We start from the raw sequence: 7,156 nt of genomic DNA, 5'->3' as shown, positions 1-7,156 counted from the left end.
AGTCTTTTAAGCTGATTTATATCAAAACCGCTTTCAAGCTCTTCGTCTTGTTCTATCTTATTTCTAGCCATTATGCGGTCTCCTTTCTCTTCATTATTTCATCGAATTCACCATACTGGTGTTCGAATACCTTCTTGTAATAGCCATCCTTTGAAATGAGCTCATCATGGGTACCAATCTGTGCTATGCGTCCATTCTCAACAACCAGGATCACATCAGCATCCTTGATAGAGGATATACGATGAGCGATTATGAAAACAGTATGACCTGCAAGCTTTTTAAGATCACGCTGTATCTCAGCCTCTGTCTCCATATCAACAGCGGAAGTAGTATCATCAAGGATCAGGATCGAAGGCTCTTTAAGAAGTGCTCTTGCAAGAGATATTCTCTGGCGCTGACCTCCTGAAAGACCTACACCTCTTTCGCCGACAACCGTATCATATCCATCATCCATCTGCATGATGAAATCATCAGCATCAGCCATTTTGGCAGCCCATTTAACCTTTTCGAAAGGACAGTCAGGATCTGCATAAGCAATATTACCTTCTATGGTATCTGAAAAAAGGAATATATCCTGCATGGCAATACCGATACCATCTCTTAGTCTGTGCAGATCAAGGTCTTTGACATTTATTCCGTCCATAAGGACCTCACCCTTTGTTGTATCAAAGAATCTGCATATAAGATTCATGATAGTAGACTTTCCTGAGCCTGTAGCACCTATGATACCAACAGTCTGGCCCGGCTTTATATGAAAACTGACATCATGAAGGACAGGTTCATCATCAACTGTATAGGATACGTTTCTGAATTCAACATCTCCGCTTATCTTGTCTACTTCCTTAGGATAGCGTGGTGTCTGGATGTCAGGTTTTTGAGTTATAGTCTGATATATCTTTTCTACAGAAGTTGTAAATCTGTGATAGTCATTTATGAGCCATCCCATCATCTGCAGAGGATTGTTGAGCATCCACAGATAACTGTTGATCATAACAAGATTACCAAGAGACATATAACCGTAAATACACATAATGCCGCCTGCTACCATAAGAAGGAAAGTGAGCATGTGCGAAAGGAATATGAAAATAGGTACATACTTGGTCCATACCTTTGCTGCTTCAAGCTCAGCATCCCTGTAGCTTGCATTTTCCTTGTCAAATTTCTCTATTTCGTAGTCTTCCTTGGCGAAAGCTTTGACAACCCTGTTACCACTTATGTTCTCCTGAACAAAAGCATTGAGTGAAGAGAACTTGTCTCTTATGTTCATGAACTTGGGTTTTATGGTCTTACTCTGAGAATATGTCATGAATGCCGTTATAGGAAGTACAAGTATCATGGCAAGGCCAATCCTGAAATCTACTGAGAAGATCATAAACAAAGCTATTACAAATAGAAGGACATTCTCATAGATACAGTAGATAACATAGGCTACAAAGTGGCGGATAGCCATCATGTCACCTGTCTGTCTGCTCATTAGGTCACCTGTTCGGCTCCTGTTATAGAAAGCAAAGTCCTTTTCGAGAAGATTTCTGTATACACCATCACGCATGTCATAGAGCATATCCTGTGATGCTGTTTCAAACAGATATAGGAAAAAAAGTCTGAACACAGCTCTGATAACAGTGACACCTATCATAAGAAGAAGGAACTTTGGAAGAAGATCCATTCTTATATTATGACCATCACCTATAATGTCATCTACGATGAAACCTGTGATCTTGGGATTTACTATTGCCAGAACAGAAGTAGCTGTTACAAGAACAAGACCAAGAGCTACCTTCCAAGTGTACTTTTTGAGATATGAATAGAACCATCTCATTGCCGATTGATTTTTTTTGATTTTCATAATATCCCCTCATATCATAAACTACAGGCCGGTTCATATACAGATTTTGTTTAAATATCTGTAAAATCATTAGCCGCTTTACCGAATATAAAGGCTGATGCTACTGAACATGCCATCTTTATTTCGGTATAAAATTGCTTTGCCTTAAGCAATCCGTAACTTTTATATTAGTCTGTTGCTGGATATTTACAATGATATATATTGTTTAAGATTGATTTATTTTGCTTTTTTTAAGATAATGAATGTGTGATAAGGTATATATGAGAAATATATTTTTTTCCAAATATAAGCAAAAATGCAAACAGATATTTACCAGACCCTTATAGTTTCCACTGCCGAAGATAATTTTGATGGGGCAGAAAATATTATTAAAGAAAAATATATTAAAGAAAAGAGACCAAACATGATTTCAGTTGATGCTATAGGATACAGATATGTACATACTAATGGCTGGGATATTAACAGACCATCAGGCCTTAATAAGTATCTTTTTCTGCATATAGAAACTCCTGCGGATATACTGATAGGAGATGAGATGGTATATTATCCCGAGCCTTGCTTTATTATGTTCAAAAAGGGACAGAGGCAGCACTTCCATAACCATAAAGATATGACTTATATTGACAGCTGGATCCATTTTAACTGTGAAAGCCAGGATTCTAATATAGAGAAAAGTAAGAATCCTAGTATAGAAGAAAGTAAGAATCCTGGTATAGATGAAAGTGATATAGATAGCAGTAACATGCATAATACAAAGGCTCCTGACGAGATCGAATCACTGATAAATGAGCTTGATATACCCTGGGGACAACCAATCGTCTTGTATAACACAATAGAACTTAGTGATCTGTGGCAGCTTACGGATGCAGAGTTTCATCAGGCAGGGAGCCACAAAAGAGAGCTCCTTGATATGAAAATGAGAGCACTTATCTATAAATTTGCGGATGTAATACATTCTGAAAGCGGAACACCAAGTAAATTCAACCGCTACAGGAAAGCCTTTGGTGAACTAAGGAACAGTATATTCAGTGGTAATAATGCGGCAGCTATTACAGATGTAACAGAGCTTGCCTTATCACAGAACATGAGCCTGTCATATTTTGAACATGTATATAAGGAATTGTTTCAGGTTCCTGTTACCAAGGATATAATTAAGAGCAGAATAACTTATGCCAAGTATCTTCTGCGATCAACAGATAATAGTATCCAGGATATTGCGAGGTATTGCGGATATGAGAATATAGAACATTTTAACAGGCAGTTCAAAGCTACAGTAGGATATACTCCAACAAGCTTCAGAAGCCAGTAAGACACTAAGATGCAAAGAATCTTGCTTGTATCATTATATATAAAATGATCAAGATAACCCGCCACCTTTAGGTGGTATATAGAAGATGGTCAGTTTAGAGAAACTTTACTTGCCAATGAATTGTCCTGAGCATATACTTAGAATACTGAATTCGTTTTTACATATATTATTGAATCAATAATTCAATAATTTAAGAAAGAAAGGTTTTTATGAGTGATATTTTCAACAATGATGACAACAAGGAAACTACAGATAATAAGGATACAATGGATTTTCGTGAGGTAGATGACAAAGGTGAATCTACCATAAATAATACAGACTCTGATAATTCAGATAAAAAAGACAGTGATTATGAAGATATCTGTTTTATATGCAGACGTCCTGAATCCAAGGCTGGACGTATGTATAAGCTTCCTAATCATATATGCGTGTGCGAAGACTGTATGCACCGCACAATGGATACTGTAAGCCAGTATGACTACAATAATCTTCTTAATAATCCTGATCTTATGAATCAGCTTAATAAGAATAATGGTATCTCATTCATGAATCTTGGAGATTTTGGTGCCAATACTCAGGGTGGTATCCCCAATTCCCAAAAGATCAAGAAGTCCAAGAAAAAAGATGAAGAGGAAACCATAGATATCAAGAAGATCCCTGCTCCTCACAAGATCAAGGCACAGCTAGATGAATATGTAATAGGTCAGGAGCAGGCTAAGAAGGTTATCTCAGTTGCTGTATATAACCACTATAAGAGAGTAGCTACAGGCACTATGGACGATATAGAGATCGACAAGTCCAACATCCTTATGATAGGACCTACAGGTAGCGGTAAGACATATCTTGTCAAAACTCTGGCTCGCCTTCTTGATGTGCCGCTTGCTATCGCAGATGCCACATCACTTACAGAAGCAGGTTATATCGGTGATGATATCGAAAGCGTAATATCCAAGCTCCTTGCGGCAGCAGGCAATGATGTAAAGAAAGCTGAACGCGGTATCGTATTTATCGATGAGATAGATAAGATTGCCAAGAAGAAGTCCACAACAGCAAGAGATGTAAGCGGCGAATCCGTACAGCAGGGAATGCTCAAGCTCCTTGAAGGATCTGAAGTTGAAGTTCCTGTAGGTGCTAATTCCAAGAATGCAATGGTACCACTTACTACAGTTAATACAAGGAATATTCTCTTTATCTGTGGTGGTGCATTCCCGGATCTTTCAGATATCATCAAGAACAGACTCAATAAGTCTTCATCAATAGGATTTAACTCAGAGCTTAAGGATAAGTATGATGACGACGAGAATATCCTTTCATACGTAACTACAGAAGATTTAAAGAAGTTCGGAATGATTCCGGAGTTCCTTGGAAGACTTCCTATCGTATGCACACTTACAGGACTTACTAAGGATGCTCTTATCACAATCCTTAAAGAGCCCAAGAATGCAATACTCAAGCAGTATCAGAAGCTCCTTGAGCTTGATGAGGTTGATCTACGTTTTGACGACGGAGCGCTTGAAGCTATTGCAGAGAAGGCTCTTGAAAAGGATACAGGAGCCCGTGCTCTTAGATCCATCATAGAAGAATTCATGCTTGATATCATGTATGAGATACCAAAGGATGACAATATAGGCAGAGTAACTCTTACAAGAGAATATATCGAAGGTAAAGGTGGCCCTCAGATCGAGATCAGAAGTGAGAAGCCTAAGATTGAGAGCGCAGCAGAAGCGACTATAGAAGATAAAAAGGCAGAATAAATCATTTGATTTTAGCATGAAAAAATATTTTGATATAGGATATAAATTATAAAAGTAAAATTATCAGAAAATTCGCAGCATTTGTTGCGAATTTTCTGCTTTTATGATAGCATTAACTTGAATAAATATCTGAAAAAGAGAGGCATAAAGATGGAGGACAGCCCGCGCAGAAGTATGGCAAGTATGTCAGTATGGCTCGGTATTACATCCATATTTTTTTATAGTACAGGATTTGTAGCGATCATACTTGGTGGAATAGCAATAGTACTTGCATTACTATCAAGAGGTAATAGCAAAAAGCTATCTCGCCAGGCTATTATTGGACTTATAATTGGAATTGTTGGTGTTACCATAACATATATAACCTATGCAGTTATATTGAGCAGAATCTTGTCAGATCCGTCGGTTACAGCAGCACTAGATGCTTACAGATTGAATGATTCATCTGAGAACCTTAATAATCTGTATAACGCAATACTAAGTCATGCAGGAAGTGCTACCGGAGCAGGCTGAATCCGGGATTTTCAGGATGGAAACCTTTTAATAGTGTAGTCCAGGAAGTTGAGGGCTTACATATGATAAGAATAAACGCTTATGGATATGGATATAGTGGATATGATGGAGCTTCTGTATCAGGATCCTCTGAGGGTAAGGCTGTAGTCAATCCGGGAGAGTCTGATGTTAAGTCGGCCGGAAGGAAGTCATCTCCTGCAGAGTGTGAGACTTGTCAGAACCGCAAATATCAGGACGGATCTGATGAGATGGTTTCGTTCAAATCAGCTCAACATATAAGCCCGCAGGAAGCAGGTACAAGAGTCAGAGCACATGAGCAGGAACACGTTGCTAATGCATATGATAAGGCTTTTCAAAAAGACGGCAAGGTTCTTCAGGCATCAGTCAGTATTCATACAGCAGTATGCCCAGAATGCGGAAGAACATATGTATCTGGAGGTACGACTACATCCAAGATCAAATACAATAATGAGGACAATCCTTATCAGAAGCAGCGCAAGGAATTAGATGCAGGTCTCCTTGCAGGAATGAATGCAGACTATTCTGTATAAGGCTATATAATCAGAAACAAGGGACAAAATAATATTATGGCTAATTCATTGGATATTACTACTTCAAAGCTCAAGGGGGTAGCAAGAGAGAGACTTCTTGGGAATTATGGTCAGATCATAGCAGCGAGCATTGTGGTTAACGTGATCTACTTTTTCTGTATGCTTGCAATAATGCTTATAACTAACATTTATATAGCTCTAATAACGGAGATCATAATTGATCTCCTTTTTGGCGTATTCAAATCCGGCAAAAGCTACATGCTTATGAATCTGGCTTATGGACAACCCGTAAATGTTTCAGATGTTTTTATCGGATTTAAGCAAAATCCTGATAAAGCCATTATGATCCAGCTTATATACACAATAGCAATTCTTATTTTGCAGATACCACAGTTTATGAATGCTTTCGGAATCATAGGTGCTTCAGAGATGCTTATAGCAACACTTATACTGTTGATTCCGTATATTATATTATCGATTTCTTTGTCACAGGTCTTTTTCCTGTTACAGGATTATCCTGATAATACAGTAAGACAGCTTGTAAGAAAGAGTCTTTCTATGATGCGACACAATTATTTTAAGTTTATAAAGCTTGTTCTTAGCTTTATACCTATGATGCTCATAGGTTTTATCACATTCTTCGTACCCCTTTTATGGGTAAATGCTTATTACGATGCAAGCAGGGCTATGTTCTACAAAGAGCTTATTTCCAGTAAAGATAAAGCAGTTAATGCATAAAAACCTTTTTATAATCGAAACAAAGAGATAATAATTCAATCAGCGTTTGCCACCTGGCCTTATATGGAGGATTATAGCATATGGATCTGACAGATATTACACGTAGTATGGTTAGAAGTAAAGAACCTGTTGCATTAAAGCAGCTGGATACTCCATGGACCAGGAAAGCCAAGGAAGCTGATTGTCCTAAATCAGAATATCCCAGACCCCAGTTCGTAAGAGATAGTTATGTATCTTTAAACGGAATCTGGGGTTTTTGCATCTCTGATTCTCATGCTATACCGCGTAAAAAGAACATATGTGGTCGCATCAGAGTTCCCTTTTCTCCGGAAAGTATCCTTTCGGTAGTTGATAGAACATCTAAAAGCAGGGCAACCTTTCTTCCTCATGTTCTTAAACCCGGGCAGTACCTTTGGTATTACAAGAAAGTTGATGTTCCTGTAAA

Annotated in this window: 6 protein-coding genes and 1 pseudogene; 6 read left to right on the top strand and 1 reads right to left on the bottom strand. The window is 38.1% G+C overall.

Annotated elements, in window-relative coordinates; all coding sequences use genetic code 11:
- Positions 1-70: 70 nt before the first annotated feature.
- On the bottom strand, positions 71-1,846 hold the full coding sequence (locus K6G87_RS01275; protein ID WP_296832792.1) for an ABC transporter ATP-binding protein: 1,776 nt from the start codon (positions 1,844-1,846) through the stop codon (positions 71-73).
- A gap of 403 nt (positions 1,847-2,249) precedes the next feature.
- On the opposite strand from K6G87_RS01275, the gene K6G87_RS01270 reads away from it, so the two are divergent.
- From K6G87_RS01270 to K6G87_RS01245, 6 genes and pseudogenes are all read left to right on the top strand, one after another.
- Positions 2,250-3,155 (top strand): helix-turn-helix domain-containing protein, encoded by a 906-nt coding sequence (locus K6G87_RS01270; protein ID WP_296832789.1) that lies wholly within the window; start codon positions 2,250-2,252, stop codon positions 3,153-3,155.
- 209 nt (positions 3,156-3,364) lie between these two features.
- A complete protein-coding gene (gene clpX, locus K6G87_RS01265; RefSeq protein ID WP_296832786.1) occupies positions 3,365-4,909 on the top strand; it encodes an ATP-dependent Clp protease ATP-binding subunit ClpX in 1,545 nt (514 codons plus the stop codon).
- Between the two features lie 150 nt (positions 4,910-5,059).
- Entirely contained in the window at positions 5,060-5,422 is a 363-nt protein-coding gene (locus tag K6G87_RS01260; RefSeq protein ID WP_296832783.1) for a hypothetical protein, read from the top strand.
- 62 nt (positions 5,423-5,484) lie between these two features.
- Positions 5,485-5,973: a hypothetical protein gene (locus K6G87_RS01255; protein WP_296832780.1), complete on the top strand. Its 489-nt coding sequence runs from the start codon at positions 5,485-5,487 to the stop codon at positions 5,971-5,973.
- Positions 5,974-6,009: 36 nt separating this feature from the next.
- Positions 6,010-6,711, top strand: coding sequence for a DUF975 family protein (locus tag K6G87_RS01250; protein WP_296832777.1), 702 nt, complete (start codon positions 6,010-6,012; stop codon positions 6,709-6,711).
- A gap of 80 nt (positions 6,712-6,791) precedes the next feature.
- Positions 6,792-7,156 (top strand): annotated as a pseudogene (locus tag K6G87_RS01245) (hypothetical protein); the annotation flags it as partial.

The sequence above is a fragment of the Butyrivibrio sp. genome, from assembly GCF_024699075.1.
The sequence above is the reverse complement of the archived record's forward strand: the minus strand, read 5'-3'. Positions and strand labels throughout refer to the sequence as shown.